Source organism: Trichloromonas sp. (genome assembly GCF_041583255.1).
In the GTDB taxonomy this organism is placed as follows: Bacteria; Desulfobacterota; Desulfuromonadia; order Desulfuromonadales; family Trichloromonadaceae; genus Trichloromonas.
The window spans coordinates 18,918-41,107 of record NZ_JBFHGD010000002.1 but is presented as its reverse complement, the minus strand read 5'-3'; the positions used below and the strand labels follow the sequence as shown (position 1 = coordinate 41,107).

Below are 22,190 nucleotides of genomic sequence, written 5' to 3'. Positions count from 1 at the left end.
GGCGTCAGCGGAGTGCACCCGGGCCGCGCCGAAATGTGGTTCTCGTAGACGGTACAGAGACGGGTCGCGAGATCAAGCATTTCGCAGGGCGTGGCGGTATAATAGACTTCCCCTTCAAACTCAATTTTTTCATAGCAGCAGCGGCCGCAGCGACGACATTTGTTTTCCCACGCAATCGCGGTAGATTCACTTTGTGGCACGACCTTAACCTCCCGGCATTCAGCACCTTGACTTGAACCGTCACCCTAGCGAAAGAGCCGCATCGGGTCAAGAAGATTACCTGGACCCGCAACAAAAAAACGTTGACAAAATCCCCAGAACGCCTTATATGTAGCCTTTACTTAAAGACAAAACGCAAACGCAAGGAGGCAACACCCATGCAGTGTCAGACTGTACTTCCCGGTGCCGAGTGTACCTTTTGGTCTAAACAAGGATGTATCTTCGAAGGCAACAGCTGTCAACTCGTCGTTGAAGCGTGCCAGGGTTGCGAGCGCATCGTAGACGGAAGCATCGGGCAGGTTTGCTCCGTTGCCCCTTCCCCGAAGCAGAAATGGAAGAGCGGCCTCTGCAACTTCGCCACGCACCAGAAGGTCGAAATCGCCAGCATTGAAGCCAAGGTCAACCCGCTCAAAGCTTCGAAGAAAGCTGCAGCCGGCAAGAAGAAAAAGTAATCTTCAGCCGCAGTACCGCAGGAACCAGCACGGGCCGGATGATTGTCATCCGGCCCGTGCTTATTTGTGATAATCGGATTATCGAAACAACAGAAACAGCAGCGGCAGGATAAATGCCGTGATCAGTCCATTCAAGCCGATCGCCAGCCCGGCAATAGCCCCACCGAGCCGATCGACCTCAAGCATCCTGGCCGTGCCGATGCCGTGTGCTGCCGTTCCCACGGCAAGGCCCATCGACGCGGCATCCTTCACGCCGATCAAACGACAGAACTCGGGGCCGCACATGGCGCCGAGGCAGCCGGTAACTACGACCAGTGCGGCCGTAAGCGGAGCGACCCCGCCGATCTTCTCCACGATGCTGATGGCAATGGGGGTGGTGACAGATTTAGGCGCCAGGGAGAGCACGACGTCGCGGCTTCCGCCGAGCAGCCAGGCCAGCCCCGAAGCAGACAGGATCGAGGTCAGCGCCCCGGCCAGTATGCCGATAAGAATCGGCGCTTTTCTGACCAGGATCTCTTTTCGGCGGGTGTACAGCGGAAACCCGAGGGCGACCACCGAAGGGCCGAGCAGAAAGAGGACAAATCGACCGCCCACGGCATAATCAGCATAAGGGATGTCCAGGGCCAAAAGAAAAACGATGATGGCGGTAATACTGACGGCGACCGGATTGAAAATAATACTACCGGTGCGCCGGTAGAGCAGCTGGGCCAGGGCGTAGCTGAGCAAAGTCAGGCCGATGCCGAACAGGGGCGTCCCCAGCAATTCACGCATCACCTGGTGCTCCCCGTTTTTCCAGCAGCCTGGCCACCCAGCCGGTAACCGCCATCACCACAAAGGTGCTGAGCACAGTGGAGACCACTATCGGCAGCCATTCAGCGGCGATCAGGTCAAAATAAACCATTACCCCGACCCCGGCCGGCACAAAAAAGAGGGCCAGGTGCGACAGCAGCAGCTCCACCGCCTCTTCAACCCACTCGGTGCGCACCAGCTTCAGATTCAGCGCCAGCAACAGCAGGCCCATGCCGAGAACGTTGCCGGGGATCGGCAGATTCAAGCCAGTCGAAATCAACTCGCCAAGAAATTGCAGCAGCAGCAATATGGCAAAACCGCGAACCATCCCGTCTCCCTAGAGCTCGTCCTTGAGTCCCGCGATTACCGCCTTGACTTCGTTGCGGATATCCTCGGCGTCGGCAGACTGCTCCAGGCGCAAAAACTCCTGAAACTGCTTGATGGCCTCTTCGGGTTCCTCTTCATCAAGGCAAAGGTTGCCGAGAGTCAGATACGCAAAGGCGAATTTCGGGTCGAGTCGCAATGCCTCGCGACAGGCCTTTTCCGCCGCCGCCAGCTCACCGGTGTCATAATAGACTTCGGCGAGGTTGTAGTGCCCCTGGGGATCTTCTGGCTCAAGGGCAATAACCTGACGATAGAGATCGATGGCTTCCTGCTCGCGCCCGCTGGCATAAGCGACATCCCCCATCGAGTTCAAGGCGAAGACCGAATCCGGCTCGAGCTTGAGTGCTTTGCGGTAGCAGGCTTCAGCCTCGTCCATCCGGTCCTGGCTGTAAAAAACCAGCCCCATGCTCACCAGCGCTTCGGCTTCTTCGCTGTCCAACTCAAGAATGCGTTGATAGGTGAGAATAGCCTTGTCAGGCTGGCGTGATTCGAACAAGACATCGCCCAGCGTGTACAGGGTATCAAGATCCGTACTGTCAAGTTCGGCCGCTTTTTCAAGCGCGGTAATCGCCTCGGACAGTTTGCCGTCCTCGGCCAGGGCCTCACCGAGAAGCTGCAGACATTCGACATTCTCGGGGTGGCCCTTGAGCGCCTGGCGAAAAGCCCGGACCGCTTGTCCGAATTCGTTGTTTTCCATGGCCTGCCGCCCTTTGACTAACAATAGTTCGAGTTCCTGCATATCGGATTCCTTTTAAAGTTCAGTAACCAAGCGATTGATTGATCAGGCAGACCAGCATCTCCGTGGCGCGGGGACACCGGTCGAGGATAGTGGTAATACGGCAGATCCGTTGCGGCGAGTCGCAGTCGCTGCACAGACCGGATTTGGAGCAGGGAGTGGCAAATCCTAGCCGGCGGGCGTTGGCAGGGGCCGCAACATTTTTCACCCTGGCCAGGGCGCTGTCGAGATCCACGGCGATTTTATTGGCGCCGGCCACCACGACGACCCTCTTCGGACCAAACAGCATCGCGCCGACCCGGTTTCCGGTAGCATCGATATTCACCAGTTGACCATTCAGGGTCAAGGCATTGGTGCTGGTGAAAAACAGGTCACAGTTCTGCTGCTGCTGCATGATGACGCGCCGCTCTTCGGCGCTGAGCTCGGGAAGGCCATGAACCAGCGTTCTTTTTCCGAGGGCAGCAAGGCGGCCGGACAGGTCAAGCTCGGAGAGGGTCATGGATCCGCCGAAACCAACCGATTCGGCCTCGGCGGCGCAGCTCAGAAGAAAAGGAACCGCCTCGTCCCTGTGGTTGAATAAAACCGTCGAAAAGCCGTTTTTCTCCAGGGCAACGGCCGACTTTTCCATCAGCTGACGTTGCTGCCAACGCAGATGCTCATCCATAGCTACTCCCGAGCAGAATCAGGACAACGTTTCAAGGCCTTCGAGCAGCCCCCAGGGAGAACTGTCGATCTTAACCACCCGGACTTTAAGTTCCCGTTCAAGATCGGCCAAGGACAGGTCATCGAGGAAAACGTCGGCTCCCTCTCTGAGCATCACGTCCGGGATCAACAGGACATCCCCCAGCGGCCGGCCAGGAAGCTGCTTGACGAGATCGGCGCCGGCAATCAGGCCGGTCACCGAAACATGGCCGCCGAAAAAATCGTTCCGTATCACGTGCAGAAAAATTCTGGCGCCGGTCTTTTTTTCAAGCGCATCGACAAAAGCCTGCAGTTCGGGCGCGGCGGATTGGCCGGTAACCGTCGAAACGGTCAGCGAGGCCAGCGCGGCAGGCGTTCCTTCTTCTTCCAGAACCTGCTGGGCCTCTTCCCGGAACAGGGGGATCATGCCGACGCCGTTTTCGAGCTGGCTGAGATCTTCGTAGTCATCGAGATCCGGGAAGTCCAGCCCGGCTTTCAGGTAGAATTCGTCGGCGGCAAAGACAAACCGGGACCCGCCCGCTTCGATAAAGCGGCGCTGGTAGCCGTGCAGCAGCTCCAGCAAGTTGCCAGCCTCGTCGACGGTCGGCGGTCTCAGTGTGGGAAGGTTCTGGCGAAAGCCGGTCAACCCCACCGGCACGACCGCCAGTGAGCGAATCCCAGGGGCCAGCGCGTACAGATCCTCGATGGTGCGGATCAGCGCCTTGCCGTCATTGACTTCCGGACAGACCACGATCTGGGTATGGATCTCGATGCCGGCAGCGGTCAGGCGCCGCAGCAGGTCGAGGATCGGCGGTCCGCTGCGGCCGAGCAGTTGCCGGCGCAGGTCTTCGTCGGTAGCATGGACCGACACATAGAGGGGGGAGAGCTGCTGATCGATGATCCTCCGGATCTCCTCCTCGCCGATGTTGGTCAGGGTGACATAGGCGCCGTACAGATAGGAAAAGCGGTAATCCTCATCCTTGACGTAGAGGGATTTGCGCAGCCCCTGAGGCAGCTGATGGACAAAGCAGAAGATGCAGTTATTGCCGCACTGAGCGGGTTCGGGATGGGGGAGCTGCAATCCCAGAGTATCTTCGGCATCCTTTTCGAAATCTAGCTGCCAGCGTTCGCCATCCTTCTTCAGGACCTCGACACTCAGTTCTTCGACTCGGCAGGCTATCTCAAAATCGAGCAGATCATTGAGTACCTGATTATTGATCGAGAGAATTTTGTCGCCTGCTTCCAGCTCAAGCTCGGCGGCGATGCTCCCGGGTTCCACAGAAAGTATTTCAAGCATTCGGTTCTTCCTCGAGCTCGGGCGCGCAGCCTCGGAACTCGGAACGATGATAGCGGTTCAGGGCATGCCTGAACAAGACGTTGACCGAAGCCGCCACCGGAACCGCCAGCAGTAGGCCGAGAAAACCAAAGAGTTCGCCGCCGACCAGCACTGCGATGATGGTCCCGAGGGGATGCAGCCCGACCCGGTCGCCGACGATGCGCGGGGTGATGACGGCTCCTTCGAGGGCCTGAACCAGCCCGAACAGGCCGACAACCAGAACCGGATGCAATAAGTCGTGGTACTTGACCACGGCCATGGTTCCGGCTACGACAATGCCGAGCAGCGTGCCGAGATACGGGATGATGAAGGCCGCACCGGACATGATGCCGATAACAAAAGGCATATCGATGCCGATAATCAGCAGGCCGAGGCTGTAAAAGACCGCCAGCAGCATACAGACCGTCAATTGCCCGCGGATAAATCCGCCCAGCACATCGTTAATCTCAAGGCCGACCGAAATGGTCGATTGGCGCCAGCGAAACGGAACCAGGTCGACCATGGCATCCTTCATCCGGTCGAAATCGCGCAGCAGGTAAAAGAGATAGATCGGGATGATGAAATACCCGAGCAGGGCCAGGAAAAATCTCAAGGTCGAGGTGAACGCATGGGACAGAAATACGGCCACCTGGTTGACCAGGTCGAAAGAGAGGTTTTTTGCCCCGGCCAGGGCCCTGTTGATCAGGCTTTGCAGGTCCCGCTCCTCGGCAATCCCGAACCACTCGAAAACCGATGAGGGAACCATATTGTAGAGGTTGTCGACGTAACCCGGCAAAGCTTTATGCAAAAAGGAAAGTTCAGATTTGACCGTAGGGACGAGAAAGCCGAGCAGCGCTCCGGCGATGGTCAGAAATGCGGCGAAGACCAGGCTTACCGCGAGGGTGCGGGAAAACCGCCGCTCTTCCAGCCAGTCAACCGCCGGGTCGAGAAAATACGCCAGGATCAGGGCCAGCAGAAAGGGAATGAAAATGGACCGGATCAGGTAAAAGAATCCGGTCAAAAGCAGCAGGCTGAATACGAATCCAGCCGTGATCCATATTTTCCGGTTCATTGGGACGACTCCCCTCCCCCGTGGTATCAAAATTCCTGTCCTGCTCGGCTTTTCAGGAGCAAACACGGACTTTTCAGATTGGTTTCATCCGACGCGGATGAAATCGACAGGCTTAAAAGACGAGGGTCCCGGACAATGACGCTTGCTGCGCCATGCCGGGACCTGTGAATCATTCGAAACCCGCTGAAAGCTCAGAGGATCTCAGTCTTTACCGCCATGCAGACGGAAAGAGCCATCCGTAGAGGTGATCGAAGAAATGGCATGCTTGTACAGCAGAATGTCGCCACCGCTTTCGATGAGGAGGCAAAAGCTGTCGAAGGACTTGATATATCCTTCGAGCTTTTCACCCGACATCATCACGACGGTTACGCGAACCCGCTCCTTGCGCGCCTGGTTGAGGTACTGATCCTGAATGTTAAAAGGGGTCTTGGCCATATCCGCTCCTTGTACGATGCATAAAATGTTCAATGAACTTTTGGATTTTAGCAGACTCCGCAAAGGAATCAACCCAAATTATCGAATTGTCACGACGAAACCACGTCAGCTGCCGTTTGGCATAACGGCGGCTGTCGCGCTGGATTAAAGCGATGGCCTCATCGAGGGATAAGTGCCCCTGTAGATGGAGAATCGATTCGCGGTAGCCGATGGTCCGCATCGACTTGAGCTCGGGCGCATATCCCCTGTCGAGAAGCTGCCTGACTTCATCCAGCAAGCCATCGTTAAACATCTGCTCGACCCGCTGATTGATCCGCCGGTACAGGATCTCCCGCTGAGGGGTCAGGGCGATTTTCAGGGTCTCATAGGGCCGTTCATCGAAACCGTGCTCCTGCTGATAGTCGGAAAGCCGGCGGCCGGAAAGGGCATGCACTTCCAGCGCCCGTACTATCCGCAACAAGTCACCGGGAAAGAGTTTCGCCGCAAGCTGCGGGTCAACATCGCCCAGACGCCGATAGAGGGTGCCGCTCCCCTGCTCACGTTCAATAGCCAGCAATTCGTCACGGACAGCGCGGTCACCGCCTGGTGCCGCCAGCAGGCCTTCAGTCAATCCCTTGATGTAAAGTCCGGTACCGCCGACCACGGCCGGCAGGCGTCCCCGTTCATGAATCTGGTCAACGGCGTCTGTGGCCAGACCAACAAAATCGGCCACGGAAAAGTCTTCATCCGGATCGACCACGTCAATCAGATGGTGGGGCACCTTGCGGCGTTCTTCAGCGGTCGCCTTGGCGGTGCCGATATCGAGGCCGCGATAGACTTGCCGGGAGTCGGCGGAAACTACCTCAATGTCGAAATGACGACAGAGGTCGATGGCCAAGGCGGTTTTACCAGAAGCCGTCGGGCCGCAGATGACCAGCAATGGACGTGGTTCCATATGCAGTTTCGGGCTTGCCATCAGCTTCTCTTGAACATTTTTTCGATATCGGACAGGCTCTGGCGGATCATCACCGGCCGACCGTGAGGACAATGCGCTCCGAAGTCGACGGCATCGATTTCCTTAAGCAAGGCTTTCATTTCAGGCATCGAAAGCGCCTGGTTGGCGCGGATCACCCCGTGGCAGGCCATCAGGATAAAGACCTTGTCGAGCGATTCTTCCGCGAGGACGCTTTTGCCGATCAGCGTTGTTTCGGCCGCGATGTCCCTCACCAGCTGTTCGGCGCCGCCCTGTTCGAGACATTGCGGCACGCCCTTAAGTACGAACGACTTGCCGCCGAAGTGCTCGATCTCAAAACCGAGTCGATCGAGCTTTTCAATCTGGCCGGCAAACTGATCGGCCTCACGGAAATCGAGCTCAATCACCACCGGGAAGAGCAGCGACTGGCGCTCGATGTTTCCGGAACTGAACTGTTTGCGCAACCGCTCGAACCCGATCCGCTCATGGGCCGCGTGCTGATCGACCAGAACCAGGTCGTTGCCATCCTGGCAGACGATGTAGCTGTTGCGGTACTGACCGATAATCCGCAGCGAGCTGAAAAACCCCGGCGTATCGCCAGCCTCTGCCGCCGGCTGAGGACGGGACTGCGGCGGATTGAAGGCACGATCGATCGCTGGCGGCTCGGCGCGCGTGTACAGCTGGAGCGACTCCTGCACTTCTTTACGGCTATTCCGCACCGGATCGAGCACCAGAGCAGCGGAGGGGGGGGAGCTTTCATTGGGCGGAGGGGCCAAGGCCGCCGACGGTTCGAGATGGCCCCCCGCTTCTTTCAGCCAGCCCGAAGGTCGCAGCACATCGCGCACGGCACTGGTAATGAAATCATGGACCAGTCGCTGATCGCGAAAACGGACTTCGTGCTTGGTCGGGTGGACATTGACATCCACCAGCGCCGGGTCGATTTCGAGAAAAAGGATCACGACCGGGTAGCGCCCCTTGACCAGAACATTGCGATACCCCTCGAGCAGGGCGTGCTGCACCACTCGGTCACGAATGTAGCGGCCATTGATGAAGGTGTACATAGCCCCGGTGGTCGAACGGTGGACCGATGGCTGGGAAACAAAGCCCCGCAACTTAAGATCGCTGCCGCCATCGGCGGCCACCGGCAGCAGATCGGGCAGCAGCGGCCGACCGAGCAGTGCCCCGATCCGTTCCGCCAGCCCGTTTTGCCGGTAGACTTCGATCAGCGGACGACCGTTGTGCAGCAGCCGGAACTGAACTTCAGGAGAAGCCAGTGCCAGCCGGGTGACAATGTCGGCAATGTGACCGAATTCCGTTTCGTCCTTGCGCAGGAACTTGCGCCTGGCCGGGGTGTTAAAAAACAGGTCGCGCACTTCGATACTGGTTCCCGGCGGAATGCCGACCGCCCCGGCCCGCTTGACCTGCCCCCCCTCGGCATAGATTTCCCAGCCTTCTTCCCCGTCCTGGGCGCAGGTCTGCAGCAGCATCCGGCAGACCGAGGCAATCGATGGCAGGGCTTCACCGCGAAAGCCCAGGGTGTTCAAAGCGAACAGGTCGGACTCGCTGCGGATCTTGCTGGTGGCGTGACGTTCCAGGCTGAGGAAGGCATCGTCCCGCCCCATCCCGCAGCCATCATCGATGATCCTGATCAGCCGTTTCCCGCCCTTCTCGACCTCGATGCAGATCTCGGAAGCCCCGGCATCCAGCGAATTTTCCAGCAGTTCCTTCACCACCGAGGCGGGGCGTTCCACGACTTCGCCGGCTGCGATCTGGTTGCAAAGCTGTTCAGGAAGAATTTGTATCGTCTGCTTCATGGAACTCCGAAACGGGAATGGGTACCAGCTTAAAATAACAGAGGCCGGATTAACCGGCCTCTGAATTAGTAGTGAATTTGAGCTGCGGTCAGATCTGCTGTTCGAGACGGTCGAGCATGCTTTCGATTTCATCCAGGTCGCCATGCGCTTCCCCCTGGCTGCCGGATGAAAGAGGCTGGCTCAACAGGCCGAGGTCGCCGGCGACGCTGTGCACGGTCTTCAAATCGACCTCAGACAGTTTGCGCATGAACGCCTCAAACAGGCAGTTGTCACAGATGGTGTTGATGAGCCTTGGCACCCCGCCGGCATAGCGGTGAATAACAGGAATAACTTCGGGGGCGAACAGCATGCGACCGGCACCGGCAATCTGCAGGCGATGCTTGATATACGACTTGGTCGTCGCGAGAGAAAGGGACTGCAGGTGGTACTTGACCGCCACTCTCTGGGCCAGAGGTTCGTCCAGGCGCAGACAGTCTTCTACTTCAGGCAGACCGAAAAAAACGATATTGAGCAGTTTCTTGCCGGGGATTTCGAGATTCAGCAGCCCGCGGAACTCTTCCATCAATTCACGGGTTTGCAGCATCTGCGCTTCATCGATAAGGACAACTGCCCTCTTCCCGGCCTTGTCGATTTCAAGCAGTCGATCATACAATTGCTTGAGCAGGGGCAGACGGTCTTCATCCGGGGATTCGACGCCCAGCTGCATGGCGATCCGGGTCAGAATCCAGTCCGGCGTAATCCCCGAATGAACCATCACCAGCAGGGACGATTCGTAACGGTCTTCCGGCAGGTTGTCGAGCATCCGGCGAGCCAGGGTGGTTTTACCCGTCCCCACTCCGCCGATGGTGACCGCCAGCCCCTGGTTGGAGTCGACTGCGTACATCAACCGGACCAAGGCCTGGCTGTGCTGTTCGCTGTTAAAATAAAAACGGGCATCCGGCGCGTTGGAAAATGGCTCCCGAGTCAATCCGAAATATTCCGTGTATGCCACAACGCCCCCTTCGTCAGGATTCAAAACCATCAAACATAGGATACCCGGTCTTTACCCCCACCACCTTCGTTCGAATCGCCGTCATCGCCATCTTCCATCCCCAGGCGGTTTCTGAGCCCTTGGATTTTGTCCCGCACGTTGCGGAAAAAGAGGTCGACATCCGCGGCGCTCTGGAAGCTGTCCAGGGCGTCGAGGGGGCGGTCCCAGGCTTCATACAGGAGTCCGAGTTCGTAAAAGAGACTGATTCGCTGGTTTTCGGCCAGGCCGGAAGTCGACAGGCCGAGCTTGAACGAGGTTTCGGCCCCTTCGAAGTCTTTCTTATCCAGCAGGCAGATGCCCTTGAGGGTCAGGCAATCGAATCGCCTCGCAGGGTCCTTCATCGCATGATTGAACTCGCCAATGGCGTCATCGATCAGCCCCATTTCACGATAGGCAATACCCAGGTTGAAATGGGACTCGGCATCCTCGGAACCGATCTGTTCTTCGACGCCCTTCTTGAATTGGGAGAATTCCCCTTCCATCGCATAGCGGCTCTTTTTGACCGCGGCGGGAGCGGGGATTTCTACTGCATCCTCCACCTCGGCCATCACCTCGGCCGAAAAGTTGAAGAAGTCATCTTCGCCCGACGTCAGACCCGCAGCGCCCTGTTCCCGCCGGGAACGGATATCGGCGAGCAGTTCTTCGGCCTCCCGGCATTCCGGTTGAGCGGCCAGCAGTTCCGTGCAAACCCGTTCCGCATCGCTGAACAACCCCTGGGTCAGGTAAAAGCCCGCCTCTTCGATCTGCGCGGTGACATCACCGGCAACGGCACTGCCGGTCGAGTCAAAGTCGGGCAAGCTCTCTGTTTCGGCAGGAGCGTCGCTGGTCTCTTCGTCATCGAAAGAGAAGGACAGTTCTTCATCGTTCAGCTCAAGTGTCTCACCTTTTAAAGGGCCAGCGGCCACAGGCTCTTCGGGGGAATCGAACTGAAGGTCACCGAAAGCATCATCGACTTCCAGTTCAAGGGAAAGCTCTTCTTCCTCCCCTGATGTATCAACCTCCCCGACTGCGGCTTCCCCGTCTACCTCCTGCAGAAATTCCAGGGGAATTTCTTCCAGTTCTTCAACCTCGGGTTCCGGTTCCGCTAAAGGGACTTCGTCGGCAGTTGCGACGGAATTATCGCCGAAATCAAGCTCTTCAAATTCATCCGCCGCTTCAAACGGGGGCTTTACCGCTGTCCCTGCCGAGGCTGCATCAGACTTTCCTGCCGAGAGCATATCAAACAGCTTGCCGCCTTCTCCGCTGACTTCGTAAATGGAATGCAGGGTCGCCACGACACGCTCTTCACCAGGCAGAAGATCACGGAGTTGCTCATAATATTCTTTCAGCCTGGGAACTCTGTCGGCTTCGAAAAAGGCGGCTTTGGTTTCTTCGAGAATCTTCAGCGCCTGGTCAAGGGTGCCGCCGTCGAGGCAGGCCTGAACCTGTAGTTCGCGAAGATCAAGATCGCCGGGATAACTGGCGACAAGACGGGAATAAAGCGTCGCCGCTTTGACGTGTTCGCCCTTTTTCCGATACCCTTCAGCCAGGGAGCGCAGAATCCCCTGGTGGGCAGGGTCGGCTTCGAGCAGCGGCTCCAGCAGAGAAATGCCTTTGTCGACATCCCCCTTCTGGATAAGCGCCTGTCCCAGTCCAGCCTTGATGGATTCCTGCTCAGGGAAAAAGCCGACGAAAATCTCATGCAGCTTGAGGATCTTGACACTATCCTTTTTGGCCTGCAGAACCTTAAGGACATCCTGGAAATCTTCCAGCGCTTCGTCCTGCCTGCCCTTTTTGGCAAAAGTTTCGGCCAACTTGACCCGGATATTCAAGTTTTCCGGGTCAAGGCTCTTCATTTTCTGCAGAACCTTGACAGCCCCTTCCGAATCCCCGGATTTTTCATAGAGAGCGATCAGGCTCCGGTATTCCGCCAGGGCGTTGCCGATCAGCCCCTGCTTTTCGTTCAATTCTGCTAGTTTGAGATAAACTTCGTCACGTCCCGCATCGATCCGCTGGATCTGCTTGTAAACAGCGATGGCCTTCAGGAAAAAGCCGTTATCCGTGTAATGCTTGCCTACTTTTTGAAATTCTTCGATCGCCAGTGCGGGCATCTTGGAGCGATTATAGAGTTCGGCGAGCTTCTGACGGTTGCGAAGGTCGTTGGGTTCAAGTTCCACCAATTTCTGGTAGTCTTTAATGGCCTTGGATATCTGACCCTTCTGCAGGCTTTTTTGAGCTGAAGCAAGAAGTTTTTCTTTTTTTGTCAATGTGACCATCCCGCTGAAAAATAAAGAATATTATTGAAATCTAAACCATCACCGGCAAGAGTGTCAAGTTAAACCAAAGAGACCAGACAGGGAACAGAAGGCCGCCGCCGCGCCAGCCAGATCAACCCTTCATGCTAGCGATGAAATGCCCGCCCCCCTTAAAGCTGCTTCAGTCTCGCAACTTCAGCCTTCGATAGACGCCGATACTGGCCGGGAGCCAGGTTTTCGAGGGTCAGAAAGCCGAATTCAATTCTCTGCAGGCGGCTCACCGCGTGACCAAGCGCCTCGAACATCCGCCGCACCTGCCGGTTGCGCCCCTCTCGAATGGTAATCTTGACCCAGCTGTTCGTTCCCTGCTGACGGGTGACCTCGACCCGTGCCGGCGCGGTCAAGCCATCCTCGAGCTTCACCCCGGAAGCGAGCTGTTGCACGGTCTGTGGTGAAACGGCACCGCGAACCCGGGCCAGGTAGGTCTTTTCGACACCATGGCGGGGGTGGGCCAGATGCTGCGCCAGGTCGCCGTCATTGGTCAACAGCAGCAACCCGCTGGTGTTGAGGTCAAGACGCCCGACCGGGTAGAGTCGAACCGGAAGGTTCTGCACCAGGTCGACCACGACCGGTCTTCCCTGGGGATCTTTAGCCGTAGTCACGTAACCAACCGGCTTGTGCAGCAGAATGCAGTATTTTTCCGATTCAACCTCGATCGGCTTGCCATCCACTTCGATCCGGTCATTGTCGGGGTCCGCACTATCGCCTAGAGTCGCGAGACAGCCGTTGATCCTGACCCTCCCTTCTTCAATCCATTTTTCGGCCTGCCTGCGGGAAGCCAGGCCGGCGCTGGCAATAATCTTCTGGATCCGTTGTTTCATGGTTGACCTGAAAAAAGGGTGACCGCCTACAAAAGCGGTCACGGCGGCATAAAATCAGAGAGCGTCATCAGCGGATGGCGGAGCTTCGAGAGCCAATTCGCTGAATTCCTTCAAAGTGGGCAGGCCCGACAGGTCCTTGAGACCGAAGAGTTCAAGGAAATCGCGGGAGGTTCCGTATATCATTGGGCGACCCGGCACATCCTTCTTGCCAAGGATTCGTACCAGGTGTTTGTCGAGCAGGGTTTTCAGCACCCCGCCGGAATCGACGCCACGCAGATATTCGATTTCGGCCCGGGTGATCGGCTGGCGATAGGCAATGATCGCCAAAGCTTCCAGCGCCGCCCGGGAAAAACGGAACGGCTTGTTGCGACTCAGACGGCGAACCCATTCGGCATACTCGGGGCGGGTCCGAAACTGAAAGCCGCCGGCGGTTTCTTCAAGGATAATCCCGCGGCTGCCGTCTGCGTAGTCGCTGCACAACTGACGCAGCAGGGGAGCCACCACCTGTTTTTCCACATCCAGCGCCTCGGCGATCTGATCCGCCCTTACCGGGGATTCGGAAACGAAAATCAGGGCCTCGACAATCGGTTTCAGATCAACCATATCCAAGGGCATCCTCGTCAAAGTCAAGACCGGCTGCAGAGTCATCAGCGACCGCCGGAAAGAGCCAGATGGTGCCGAAACGGGAATTCTGCAGAAGGCGAACCATTCTTAGTTTCACCAGTTCCAGCATGGCCAGGAAGGACACCACAATCTCGTGACGACTCGGTGACGGGGTGAACAGGTCGGCAAAGGACAGATTCTCCTTGCCGGCCAACTGGGACAGTATCTGGTTAATCCGTTCAGTGACCGACAATTGCTCGAAGGTCACCTCGTGGTAGGTCGCTTCGGGAATATTGCGAATCAGCCCGCGCAAGGCATCCACCAGGTCGTAAAGACCGACGGCCTGAAACTCATCTTCTTCCAGCTCTGCCAACTCCGGAGAGGGAAACTTGCGGGCAAACACATCGCGGCCGAGCACCTGGCGTGAATCCAGCTCGGTGGCCGCCTCTTTGTATTTCTGATATTCGAGCAGTCGCCGAATCAGTTCAGCCCGGGGATCATCCTCATCTTCTTCGGTGACCTCATCTTCGGATTGCGGCAGCAGCAGACGCGACTTGATATGCACCAGGGTCGCCGCCATCAGCAGGAATTCGCCTGCAATATCAAGATTCAGGCTCTTCATGGCGTCGATGGTCGCCAGGTATTGACCGGTAATTTCGGCGATCGGGATATCGTAGATATCCATCTCGTTCTTGCGAATGAGATGCAATAGCAGATCGAGAGGCCCTTCGAAATTATCGATCTTGATATCGTAAGGCATCTAACCGCTCAGTGACTGAACAGGAAATTGACGACGCGCACCACGACATAAATGTCGCTTCCCGCCATCATGCCGACAATAAACGAGATCACCGGCTGCAGGAGAACCCGCCATACCGGGGTGGCGAAGATGACGAAGATCAGGATGACGAAACCGAACGCTTCGAAGCGGGCCAGGAAATCACCCTGCTTTTCGGGGAGCAGGCCGATCAGCACCCGGCCGCCGTCCAGCGGCGGGATGGGCAGCATATTGAAAATCGCCAGGATGACGTTGATATACAGGCTGAAAGCGGCCATCAGCGAGAGCGGCTGCAGAACGGCCGCCACCGTGCCCGATGAAAAAATGCCGCCGAGAAAGGTCAGCGCCTTGAGCAGAAGCACAGACAGGATCGCCAGGCTGAAGTTGATCAGCGGGCCCGCCAGGGCCACCCAGATCATGTCTTTCTTGGGGTGCCGCAGGTTGCTGAAATTGACCGGAACCGGGCGGGCCCAGCCGAAGCCGACGAAGAGCAGCGCCACCGTACCGATCGGGTCGAGGTGTTTGAAGGGGTTCAGGGTCAGGCGGCCAAGCAACCGGGCCGTCGGATCGCCAAGCCGTTCAGCAATGTACCCATGGGCAACCTCATGCAGGGTGATGGCCAGCAGGGCCGGAACCAGCATGATGGATATTTTTGCCAGTATATGTTCCATAAATCCATGAATCCAATCGCAAAATGTCTTCGCCTTTGTAACAGAAGCGGCTCCGGAAGTCAATGAACCGTCGTCCTCGAAACGTGAGACATTTGAGGCGTTCCGACCATTTTTCAGGCATTCTTACTCCTGTTTGGCCGAAGGACGAAAACGTTTGTCGATCAGGGCAATTTCATCTTCGAAGGATACCACCTTGCCGTTGAGGCGGGCCTCCAGAAGTGCATCGAGAATCTTTTTGTAGCACGGGCCGGGAGGTATCCCGAGGCGCCTGAGATCGTGGCCATCCAGCAGGGGTTTGACTTGGCGCATGTGGGTCACAAAACGGGAAACCCAGCGCCGCACCTCGTCTTCTCCGATGCGAGCCATGATATACAGCAGCGCCTCGGAGGAAAGCGGGTGCAGCCAGCGATACAGTTCACTTGGCTTCGGTGGGGTAGCGCTGCCGTGACGCCGAGCCAGCTGCCGAAGGACCTGGTGGGCGCGGCTGCGCTGGCTGCGGAAGAGTTCCTGAAACCGGACCGGGATGTCGAGCCGCCTGCTGATTCCGTGGATTGCCGCCTGCTCGAGATCGGCGAACAGGCACAGAAAATAGACCTGCCAACGTTGCAGGTCCTCATCGGCATGCTGGAACTCGTACCAGAGTACGGCTTGGCTGGCTGCTTCAAAAATGCGGCGTTTGCGCTCATTGAACGATAACGACGGATGGATGCACTGCAGCAAATCGAGTTCCGCCATCCTGAAGACCGCCGGCAGAGGATTGGCCTCCTTGAAAATAATAGTCAATTCATTGAACACCCGGCTGCCGCCGACCTTGTCCATAAAGCCCATCTGCACCGCGCTACGCAGCAGGCTGTCGGTATGCGAGCCGAGATGGAAACCGAGACGCTGTTCGAAGCGGATGGCGCGAAAGACCCGGGTCGGGTCTTCGACGAAGCTGAGGTTGTGCAGCACCCTCAACACCTTGTCGTTCAGATCGCGCTGCCCACTAAAGAAATCGAGCAGTTCACCGTACTCCTTGCCGTTGAGGGCGATCGCCAGGGTATTGATGGTGAAATCGCGCCGATAGAGATCGAGCTTGATGGACGAATGCTCTACCGTCGGCAGGGCTCCAGGCTCCAGGTAATACTCCATACGCGCCGAGGCGATGTCGAGTTTATACCCCTGCGGGAAGATGACGATGGCGGTGCCGAATTTGTGATGAGCCCTGACCCGGCAGTCGTAACGGCGGGCGAATTCCTGGGCGAAGGCAATACCATCCCCTTCGACCACGATATCTACGTCGAGGTTGTCCTGCCGCAGCAGCAGATCGCGGACGAATCCGCCGACGGCGAAGATCGAAACCTGCAGATCATCGCCGACCTCCCCGCATTGCTTCAGGATAGCCTGCATCTCGTCACTGAGCTGTTCGCGCAGCAGGCGCTGAACCTGGCGGCGCTTGATCCCTCCACGGTGGGTCGCCGGTTCAGAACCAAACGGGGTGATGGGCGCCGAACGTACCCCTGAGACCATGTGCCGCAGCAGATCCGTGCGGGTGATCGCCCCCACCAGCGCACCCTTGTCCATAACCGGAACAAACCTCTGGTTATGGCCGACGATCAGTTCTTTCAGCAGCTCCGCCGGGGCATCCGGGGCCACCACCTGGAACTCGCCGCTCATGTACTTCTGCACGGAAACCTGGCTCAGTTGGTGATGGGCCGCCTTTTCGGCAACCTGCCGGGTAATGATCCCGACCACAGTCCCTTCTGCAGAGACCACCGGCAGTGCGCTGAACCCGTAGCGGGTGAGAATCTGGCGAACATCGCCGATGGTTGCCTGATCGGAAATCGTCTTCACCGGAGCGGACATCAGGTGGCGGGCTTTCCAGCGGGGATTGACATGATGCAGGAGCAGCGTTGGAAAGCGTTCAAGCACCTGGATCAGGGTCATGTCGCGAACGGTGGCCGACGCGGCATAGGCGTGCCCTCCCCCGCCGAGTTCGGCGAGGATTTTCCCCATCGGCACTTCAGGGATGCGCGAGCGGCCGACGATGAAGATGCGGTCCTCCATGCGGACGGCGATAATCAGCGCATCGAGGCTTTCCATGTCCCTGAGCTTGTGGGCGAGAACGGCAAGGTCACCGACAAAATGGTCGACCGAGGCGTGCGCGAGGGTCACATCGACGCCGTTGACATTGAGGAGGGTGCTGGTATTGATCAGCTCGTTGAGCAGGGCGACCTGGTCGGTCGTGAGTTCCTGGGTTAAAAAGTCGGCGACGGTGTTGAGGTTGGCTCCGTGCGACAGCAGGAAGGCCGCCGCCTGGAAATCCCGAACCGTGGTTGAAGAAAAGAGGAGGCTGCCGGTATCTTCATAGAGACCGAGCATCATCAGGGTCGCCTCTTCCGGGCTCGGCACGATGCCCCGCTCTATGAACAGGTGCGCAAAGACCGTCACCGTTGCGCCGACCGGCTCGATGCATTCGAGCGTTCCCCTCAGGTCGCCGGCCCCCAAAGGATGATGGTCGTAAATATGCAGCTCGACGCCGTCGCGCTCGGCAACGGCGGCAAAGGGGCCGATTCGGGACGACTGCCTGACATCGACCAGGATCAGGCGGGTGACCGCGTCGAGTTCGATATCCCGAACCCGCTTGAAATTATGTGCGTAAAAAGCGCTTTTAAGAAAAAAAGCCCGCAAGCTGCGCTCCTGGGAGCCGGCAAAGACCATTTCGGCCTGCGGGTAGAGCTTTCTGGCGGCAATCATGGCGCCCAGACAATCAAAATCTGAATTGACGTGGGTTGTAATGACTTCCATAGGGCCCGTGAGGAGTGAGAAAAAAAAGGTGAGGCGTGAGGATAACTCCTCACGCCTCACTCTTTACAGCTTGATGCTGCCGATCAGTTCGCGGATGTCGGAGATGCCTTCGTCGATGCAGAATTTTTCGAGCCCTTCAACGACATTCAGCATCGCCCGGGGGTCGACAAAGTTGGCGGTGCCGACCTGCACGGCCGTGGCCCCGACAATCAGGAATTCGAGGGCGTCCATGGCGCAGAAGATACCGCCGACCCCGATCACCGGAATATTGACCGCCTGGACCACCTGATGCACCATACGCACAGCCACCGGGCGGATGGCCGGTCCGGACAGGCCGCCGGTCTTGTTGGCCAGGCGCGGCTTGCGGGTCTTGACGTCCACCGCCATGCCGGTCAGGGTGTTGATGCAGCAGAGCGCATCGGCTCCGGCTTCCGCCGCCGCTCTTGCGACCAGGGTAATGTCGGTCACGTTGGGAGTCAGCTTGACGATCAGCGGCTTATTCGAACTTTTCCGCACCAGGCTGACGACTTCGGCGGCCGCCTTCGGATCGGTGCCGAAGACGATCCCCCCCTGCTTGACGTTGGGGCAGGATATGTTCAGTTCAAGGCCGGCGACTTCGGGGATATCGGACAGCCGTTTGGCAACCTCACCATATTCTTCTAAGGTATTGCCGAAAAAGTTGACGATCACCGGGGTGTTGACTTCCCGCAGGAAGGGCAGTTTATGCTTGATGAAATCGTCGACGCCGACATTCTGCAGGCCGATGGCGTTGAGCATGCCGCTGGTGGTTTCGGCGATGCGCGGCGTCGGGTTGCCGGCCTTCGGGTTCAGCGACAGGCCCTTGGTCACGATCGCGCCGATCTGCTCAAGATCGAGGTAGGGGGCATATTCCTCACCGTAGCCGAAGGTGCCCGAAGCCGGCATGACCGGGTTTTTCAGCTTGATCCCGGCGATTTCCACGGCCAGGTTCGGGCGTTTGGCGTTCTTCTCTGTCTTCATCGCACATCCGGTCATGATTTGCACCCCTCACAGTAGCCTTCTTCCTGTCCCATTTTCTGCCAATCGAGCTGCTCGGCCCGGAATACCGGGCCTTCCTTGCATGTGCACAGGTAGCGGGGGGTCAGATCCGTATGTCCGGCCCCCTTGACCACGCAGCCGAGACAGGCGCCGACCCCGCAAGCCATCAGTGCTTCAAGGGATACCTGGAGGGGGACCTGGTGCGCCGAGCAGATCCGCTGCACCGCCTCGAGCATCGGCGTCGGTCCGCAGGCATAGACATCGGCTTCGGGATATTTCTTCAGCTTGCGCTCCAGCACCTGGGTGACCAGGCCTTCTTCACCGAGGCTGCCGTCTTCGGTGGACACGTAGGTTTCGACGCCGAGTCGCTCGAACTCGGTCACCACGATGATGTCATCACGCCGACGTCCGCCCATCAGCAGGCGCACCTTGCTGGTCTTAACCAGTTCACGGGCGAGCATGTAGAGCGGCACCAGGCCGATGCCGCCGCCGACCAGGATCTTCTCGCTTCCCGGGGTACCCATGTCGAATCCCCGCCCCAGCGGCCCGAGCACTTCGACCCGATCGCCTTCGTGCAGTCCGCTCATGATGGCGGTACCGCTGCCGACGACTTTATAGAGGATTTCCAGATACTCCTTGGGTGGCTGGCCATCGCAGTCGGCCGGCAGAAACCCGGTCTGAAAAATACCGAATGGTCGGCGCAGCAAGGGGGGGAGTGAGGTCTGCACCCGAAACATGATAAATTGCCCGGGACGTGCCCCCTTGCCGAATTCAGGAGCCAAAATCCGCATCCGGAAATATCCGGGAGAGATCTCGTGGTTGGACAGAATGATGGTTTTGAAATTATTCATGCGTCGTAACTTTCTCCTTTTATGTATAAAAAACCCTGCTTTGACCGGTCAATGTTCAGTTCCATCAATATCGCGTCTTCTCCGCCCGGGTAATAATCCTTCCGGATGCCGACCTCGGAAAAGCCAAGCGATTTATAGAGTGCGATCGCCCCGGCATTGCTGATCCGAACCTCGAGAAAAACCCTCTCCAGATCTTCGGCAGGGCAACGTGCCATCGCATGGCGCATCAGCCGGGCGGCAACCTTAAGACGGCGGAATTGCGGCAGCGTCGCCACGTTGTGGATATGCAATTCCCCGCAGATAAGCCAGGAGCAGAGATATCCGGCCAGCTGACGCCCGATAAAAAGGAGGTCAACCGCAGCAAGCGGATTGTCGAGTTCCCGCAGAAACTGGTCTGCCGACCAGGGGAAATCATAACAGAGCCGCTCGGCGGCGACGATTGCATCCAGATCCTTTTTTTCCATCGGACGGATGTTATAATGTAAGCTGTCGTCTGAATCGTTGGCCAAATCGGAAATTCACCCCCTGAAATTCCCACTATAACAGTTACACGCTGCGCGCATGACGGGCCCGTCGCCACCGGCCAGAACTGACCATAAAGACTTTGCATCATAAAATACAGGTCTTTTGTCTGTAAAGAAATTATTCGTTTTGAATTGCCGCGGCCGGGGACTTTGCCGTTGACAAATGTAGGCGGAATGTTTTAAAAAATAGCCACTTTTCCAGACGAGGAGCCAAACCATTGAACAAGCAGGACACTACGACCTACAAGGACGCCGGGGTCGACATTGATGCCGGCAACCGCTTCGTGCAGATGATCAAACCACTGGTCAAAGCAACCTCCCGGCCAGAAGTTCTGACCGATATCGGTGGGTTCGGCGGCCTCTTTTCCCTGAATGCCGAAAAATACAAAAAACCGACCCTGGTCGCTTCGACCGACGGAGTCGGTACCAAGCTGAAACTGGCCTTCATGACCGATAAGCATGACACGGTCGGTATCGATCTGGTCGCCATGTGCGTCAATGATATCGTGGTTCAAGGAGCCGAGCCCCTCTTCTTTCTCGATTACCTGGCCACCGGCAAACTTTCGCCGGAAAAAGCGACGGAAATCGTCAAGGGCATCTCCGAAGGGTGTGTCCAGGCCGGCTGCGCGCTGATCGGCGGCGAGACTGCCGAAATGCCCGGCATGTATGGGGATGGTGAATACGACCTGGCCGGCTTCACGGTCGGCGTGGTTGATAACAGTCGCATTATCGACGGCTCCAGCATCACGGTCGGCGACAAGATCGTCGGCATTGGTTCGAGCGGCCTGCACTCCAACGGGTTCTCCCTGGCCCGCAAGGTCTTTTTCGAACGGATGGGACTGACGATTGACAGCACCCTGCCTGAACTGGCCAATCCGCTTGGCATCGAACTGCTGACCCCGACCAAGATTTATGTCAAAACCATCCTGAACCTGCTGCGGGATTTCCAGATCAAGGGAATGGCCCACATCACCGGCGGCGGCCTCACCGAGAACATTCCGCGAGTGCTGCCCCGCCACTGCCAGGCGGTCATCGAAAAGAACAGCTGGCCCAAGCTGCCGATCTTCGAGCTGCTGCGCGAAGGGGGAAACATCGTTGAAAACGAGATGTACCGCACCTTCAACTACGGCATCGGCATGGCCATCGTGGTCCCCGAAGCAGAAGCTGACGACATCATGGTCCGCCTGTCCGGCCTCAAGGAACAATCGTACCTGATCGGTGAAATCGCCAAGTGCGGCGCCGATGAAGAAGGCGTTGTCCTGGTCTGACCAAGGAGTTTCCGTGAGCAAAAAACTGCGCATCGGCGCCCTCGCCTCCGGCGGCGGAACCAACCTGCAGGCGATCATCGATCGCTGCCAGGACGGCTCGCTGCCGGCCGAAATCGTACTGGTCATCAGCAACAATCAGGACGCCGGAGCCCTCGAGCGCGCCAGCAAGGCCGGCATCCCGGTTGCCTGCATTGATCACCGCAGCTATGCCAGCCGCGAAGAGTTCGATCACCGGGTGGTCAGCGCCCTGCAGAACGCCAAAGTCGACCTGGTGATCCTGGCCGGCTTCATGCGGATCATCTCAGAAATCTTCGTCGAGGCGTTTCCCAATCGCATCATGAACATTCACCCGGCACTGCTGCCGGCATTTCCCGGACTGCACGTACAACGCAAAGCCCTGGAATACGGGGTCCGCATCTCCGGCTGCACGGTCCATTTCGTCGATACCGGCACCGACACCGGACCGATCATCATCCAGGCTGCTGTGCCGGTACTTGACTCCGATACGGAAGCGACCCTTTCCGCCCGGATTCTCGAACAGGAGCACCAGATCTACCCCCGTGCCATCCAGCTTTTCGCCGAAGGCCGCCTGCGGGTGAGTGGACGGCGGGTCTGCATAGACCCTCCCGACGACTGGTGCCCACAGTCCCTGGCCAACCCTGCCATATGTTGATCCCAGCGGGCGTCTGACTCCCGC

Annotated in this window: 22 protein-coding genes and 1 pseudogene; 3 read left to right on the top strand and 20 right to left on the bottom strand. The window is 57.8% G+C overall.

The genetic code is table 11. The features are described from left to right. Positions 1-200: pseudogene (locus ABYV89_RS00430) on the bottom strand (hypothetical protein); the annotation flags it as partial. A gap of 177 nt (positions 201-377) precedes the next feature. Here ABYV89_RS00430 and ABYV89_RS00425 point away from each other — a divergent pair. Beyond that, positions 378-671, top strand: a complete 294-nt coding sequence (locus tag ABYV89_RS00425; protein ID WP_432820934.1) for a PxxKW family cysteine-rich protein — start codon at positions 378-380, stop codon at positions 669-671. Positions 672-749: 78 nt separating this feature from the next. Here ABYV89_RS00425 and ABYV89_RS00420 read toward each other — a convergent pair whose 3' ends face one another. The 19 genes from ABYV89_RS00420 to rimI all read right to left on the bottom strand — a co-directional run bounded on the left by ABYV89_RS00420 (position 750) and on the right by rimI (position 20,165). Beyond that, a complete protein-coding gene (locus ABYV89_RS00420) occupies positions 750-1,442 on the bottom strand; it encodes an LrgB family protein (RefSeq protein WP_432820933.1) in 693 nt (230 codons plus the stop codon). Continuing rightward, on the bottom strand, positions 1,435-1,788 hold the full coding sequence (locus ABYV89_RS00415) for a CidA/LrgA family protein (RefSeq protein WP_432820932.1): 354 nt from the start codon (positions 1,786-1,788) through the stop codon (positions 1,435-1,437). The genes ABYV89_RS00420 and ABYV89_RS00415 overlap by 8 nt, the downstream gene beginning before the upstream one ends. A 9-nt stretch (positions 1,789-1,797) precedes the next feature. Continuing rightward, positions 1,798-2,583 carry a tetratricopeptide repeat protein gene (locus tag ABYV89_RS00410; RefSeq protein WP_432820931.1) on the bottom strand — a complete coding sequence of 262 codons (786 nt, stop codon included), beginning with the start codon at positions 2,581-2,583 and terminating at the stop codon, positions 1,798-1,800. A 19-nt stretch (positions 2,584-2,602) separates the two neighbouring features. Next, complete coding sequence (locus ABYV89_RS00405; RefSeq protein WP_432820930.1) at positions 2,603-3,244, bottom strand: lactate utilization protein; 642 nt, start codon at positions 3,242-3,244, stop codon at positions 2,603-2,605. A gap of 18 nt (positions 3,245-3,262) precedes the next feature. Continuing rightward, entirely contained in the window at positions 3,263-4,558 is a 1,296-nt protein-coding gene (locus ABYV89_RS00400) for a DUF512 domain-containing protein (RefSeq protein ID WP_432820929.1), read from the bottom strand. After that, positions 4,551-5,648 carry an AI-2E family transporter gene (locus tag ABYV89_RS00395; RefSeq protein WP_432820928.1) on the bottom strand — a complete coding sequence of 366 codons (1,098 nt, stop codon included), beginning with the start codon at positions 5,646-5,648 and terminating at the stop codon, positions 4,551-4,553. Before ABYV89_RS00395 ends, ABYV89_RS00400 begins: the two co-directional genes overlap by 8 nt. Before the next feature lie 201 nt (positions 5,649-5,849). Then, positions 5,850-6,083 (bottom strand): RNA chaperone Hfq, encoded by a 234-nt coding sequence (gene hfq, locus ABYV89_RS00390; protein ID WP_432820927.1) that lies wholly within the window; start codon positions 6,081-6,083, stop codon positions 5,850-5,852. After that, positions 6,064-7,038, bottom strand: a complete 975-nt coding sequence (miaA, locus tag ABYV89_RS00385) for a tRNA (adenosine(37)-N6)-dimethylallyltransferase MiaA (RefSeq protein WP_432820926.1) — start codon at positions 7,036-7,038, stop codon at positions 6,064-6,066. The genes hfq and miaA overlap by 20 nt, the downstream gene beginning before the upstream one ends. After that, on the bottom strand, positions 7,038-8,849 hold the full coding sequence (gene mutL / locus ABYV89_RS00380) for a DNA mismatch repair endonuclease MutL (protein WP_432820925.1): 1,812 nt from the start codon (positions 8,847-8,849) through the stop codon (positions 7,038-7,040). Before mutL ends, miaA begins: the two co-directional genes overlap by 1 nt. Positions 8,850-8,937: 88 nt before the next feature. Beyond that, positions 8,938-9,870, bottom strand: coding sequence for an ExeA family protein (locus tag ABYV89_RS00375; RefSeq protein ID WP_432820924.1), 933 nt, complete (start codon positions 9,868-9,870; stop codon positions 8,938-8,940). Next, a complete protein-coding gene (locus ABYV89_RS00370; protein ID WP_432820923.1) occupies positions 9,870-12,125 on the bottom strand; it encodes a tetratricopeptide repeat protein in 2,256 nt (751 codons plus the stop codon). Before ABYV89_RS00370 ends, ABYV89_RS00375 begins: the two co-directional genes overlap by 1 nt. 158 nt (positions 12,126-12,283) lie before the next feature. Next, positions 12,284-12,994 (bottom strand): pseudouridine synthase, encoded by a 711-nt coding sequence (locus ABYV89_RS00365; protein ID WP_432820922.1) that lies wholly within the window; start codon positions 12,992-12,994, stop codon positions 12,284-12,286. A 54-nt stretch (positions 12,995-13,048) separates the two neighbouring features. Continuing rightward, positions 13,049-13,597, bottom strand: coding sequence for an SMC-Scp complex subunit ScpB (gene scpB / locus ABYV89_RS00360; protein WP_432820921.1), 549 nt, complete (start codon positions 13,595-13,597; stop codon positions 13,049-13,051). Further along, positions 13,590-14,357 carry a segregation and condensation protein A gene (locus tag ABYV89_RS00355; RefSeq protein ID WP_432820920.1) on the bottom strand — a complete coding sequence of 256 codons (768 nt, stop codon included), beginning with the start codon at positions 14,355-14,357 and terminating at the stop codon, positions 13,590-13,592. Before ABYV89_RS00355 ends, scpB begins: the two co-directional genes overlap by 8 nt. An 8-nt stretch (positions 14,358-14,365) precedes the next feature. Continuing rightward, positions 14,366-15,046: a site-2 protease family protein gene (locus ABYV89_RS00350; RefSeq protein WP_432820919.1), complete on the bottom strand. Its 681-nt coding sequence runs from the start codon at positions 15,044-15,046 to the stop codon at positions 14,366-14,368. A 123-nt stretch (positions 15,047-15,169) separates the two neighbouring features. Beyond that, positions 15,170-17,833 (bottom strand): CBS domain-containing protein, encoded by a 2,664-nt coding sequence (locus ABYV89_RS00345; RefSeq protein ID WP_432820918.1) that lies wholly within the window; start codon positions 17,831-17,833, stop codon positions 15,170-15,172. A 63-nt stretch (positions 17,834-17,896) separates the two neighbouring features. After that, positions 17,897-18,832 (bottom strand): dihydroorotate dehydrogenase, encoded by a 936-nt coding sequence (locus ABYV89_RS00340; RefSeq protein WP_432820917.1) that lies wholly within the window; start codon positions 18,830-18,832, stop codon positions 17,897-17,899. 11 nt (positions 18,833-18,843) lie between these two features. Further along, a complete protein-coding gene (locus ABYV89_RS00335; protein ID WP_432820916.1) occupies positions 18,844-19,701 on the bottom strand; it encodes a dihydroorotate dehydrogenase electron transfer subunit in 858 nt (285 codons plus the stop codon). Next, a complete protein-coding gene (gene rimI / locus ABYV89_RS00330) occupies positions 19,698-20,165 on the bottom strand; it encodes a ribosomal protein S18-alanine N-acetyltransferase (protein WP_432820915.1) in 468 nt (155 codons plus the stop codon). Before rimI ends, ABYV89_RS00335 begins: the two co-directional genes overlap by 4 nt. A 278-nt stretch (positions 20,166-20,443) precedes the next feature. Here rimI and purM point away from each other — a divergent pair, with 278 nt between their 5' ends. Both purM and purN read left to right on the top strand, forming a co-directional pair. After that, positions 20,444-21,493 carry a phosphoribosylformylglycinamidine cyclo-ligase gene (gene purM / locus ABYV89_RS00325; RefSeq protein ID WP_432820914.1) on the top strand — a complete coding sequence of 350 codons (1,050 nt, stop codon included), beginning with the start codon at positions 20,444-20,446 and terminating at the stop codon, positions 21,491-21,493. Between the two features lie 13 nt (positions 21,494-21,506). Further along, complete coding sequence (gene purN, locus ABYV89_RS00320) at positions 21,507-22,166, top strand: phosphoribosylglycinamide formyltransferase (RefSeq protein WP_432820913.1); 660 nt, start codon at positions 21,507-21,509, stop codon at positions 22,164-22,166. Positions 22,167-22,190 lie beyond the last annotated feature (24 nt).

Bases quoted from the DNA above. Each gene is read 5' to 3' on its own strand.
- ABYV89_RS00425 (WP_432820934.1), top strand. From the start codon at position 378: ATGCAGTGTCAGACTGTACTTCCCGGTGCCGAGTGTACCTTTTGGTCT.
- ABYV89_RS00420 (WP_432820933.1), bottom strand. From the start codon at position 1,442: ATGCGTGAATTGCTGGGGACGCCCCTGTTCGGCATCGGCCTGACTTTG.
- ABYV89_RS00415 (WP_432820932.1), bottom strand. From the start codon at position 1,788: ATGGTTCGCGGTTTTGCCATATTGCTGCTGCTGCAATTTCTTGGCGAG.
- ABYV89_RS00410 (WP_432820931.1), bottom strand. From the start codon at position 2,583: ATGCAGGAACTCGAACTATTGTTAGTCAAAGGGCGGCAGGCCATGGAA.
- ABYV89_RS00405 (WP_432820930.1), bottom strand. From the start codon at position 3,244: ATGGATGAGCATCTGCGTTGGCAGCAACGTCAGCTGATGGAAAAGTCG.
- ABYV89_RS00400 (WP_432820929.1), bottom strand. From the start codon at position 4,558: ATGCTTGAAATACTTTCTGTGGAACCCGGGAGCATCGCCGCCGAGCTT.
- ABYV89_RS00395 (WP_432820928.1), bottom strand. From the start codon at position 5,648: ATGAACCGGAAAATATGGATCACGGCTGGATTCGTATTCAGCCTGCTG.
- hfq (WP_432820927.1), bottom strand. From the start codon at position 6,083: ATGGCCAAGACCCCTTTTAACATTCAGGATCAGTACCTCAACCAGGCG.
- miaA (WP_432820926.1), bottom strand. From the start codon at position 7,038: ATGGCAAGCCCGAAACTGCATATGGAACCACGTCCATTGCTGGTCATC.
- mutL (WP_432820925.1), bottom strand. From the start codon at position 8,849: ATGAAGCAGACGATACAAATTCTTCCTGAACAGCTTTGCAACCAGATC.
- ABYV89_RS00375 (WP_432820924.1), bottom strand. From the start codon at position 9,870: ATGGTTTTGAATCCTGACGAAGGGGGCGTTGTGGCATACACGGAATAT.
- ABYV89_RS00365 (WP_432820922.1), bottom strand. From the start codon at position 12,994: ATGAAACAACGGATCCAGAAGATTATTGCCAGCGCCGGCCTGGCTTCC.
- scpB (WP_432820921.1), bottom strand. From the start codon at position 13,597: ATGGTTGATCTGAAACCGATTGTCGAGGCCCTGATTTTCGTTTCCGAA.
- ABYV89_RS00355 (WP_432820920.1), bottom strand. From the start codon at position 14,357: ATGCCTTACGATATCAAGATCGATAATTTCGAAGGGCCTCTCGATCTG.
- ABYV89_RS00350 (WP_432820919.1), bottom strand. From the start codon at position 15,046: ATGGAACATATACTGGCAAAAATATCCATCATGCTGGTTCCGGCCCTG.
- ABYV89_RS00345 (WP_432820918.1), bottom strand. From the start codon at position 17,833: ATGGAAGTCATTACAACCCACGTCAATTCAGATTTTGATTGTCTGGGC.
- ABYV89_RS00340 (WP_432820917.1), bottom strand. From the start codon at position 18,832: ATGAAGACAGAGAAGAACGCCAAACGCCCGAACCTGGCCGTGGAAATC.
- ABYV89_RS00335 (WP_432820916.1), bottom strand. From the start codon at position 19,701: ATGAATAATTTCAAAACCATCATTCTGTCCAACCACGAGATCTCTCCC.
- rimI (WP_432820915.1), bottom strand. From the start codon at position 20,165: ATGGAAAAAAAGGATCTGGATGCAATCGTCGCCGCCGAGCGGCTCTGT.